1 protein-coding gene and 1 pseudogene are annotated in these 534 nt (G+C 71.3%); one reads left to right on the top strand and one right to left on the bottom strand.

All coding sequences use genetic code 11. From position 1 onward, the window contains the following. On the top strand, nucleotides 1–219 hold a 219-nt coding region (locus ACXJKR_RS34360; RefSeq protein ID WP_457326674.1), incomplete at its 5' end, for a hypothetical protein. Nucleotides 220–231: 12 nt separating this feature from the next. Here ACXJKR_RS34360 and ACXJKR_RS34355 read toward each other — a convergent pair. Beyond that, nucleotides 232–534 (bottom strand): annotated as a pseudogene (locus ACXJKR_RS34355) (urease accessory protein UreE); the annotation flags it as partial.

Here is a 534-nt window from a genome sequence, read left to right as displayed (position 1 = left end):
CTCTCGGCCAGCGAGCGGGCCGAGATGCTGCGCTCTCAGCAGCGCGTCATCGACGTGCAGCTGGCCCGCGTGGTGCTGGTGCTCGGCAAGGAACGGCGCGACGCCGAGGCCGAGCAGGTGCTGGCGCGCGGCCGGGCCTTGCTGGGCCCTGAAGCCAGCGTCCACCACATGACCCAGGCATTGCGCGGCATCGCGCCGCCGGACGACCACGACGGCTGACGCGCGCGGGTGTCAGTGATCGTGATCGTGGTCGTGGTCGTGCTTGCAGTCGGGGCCGTGCACGTGGACCGGAATGGGCAGCGGCTTGCGCGCCGGTGCCGACGCCGACGCCGACGCCGTTGCATGGTCGTGCGCGTGGCCATGGGCATGGTCGTCATGCCCATGGTGATGAGGGCCATGCCCAGCCCCTTCGCCATAGGCCCCAGCCTCGGGCTCGAAGGCGGCCTGCGCTTCGGTCACGATGAGGTGCTGGCGGCGCAGCATGTCGGCCAGTACGGGGTCGGGCTCGAACTGCAGCAGCTCGGCCTGCAGCTC

The organism is Roseateles sp. P5_E11 (assembly GCF_054049355.1).
Note: the sequence above shows the minus strand (reverse complement) of the source record. Positions and strands in the feature narration are given on the sequence as shown.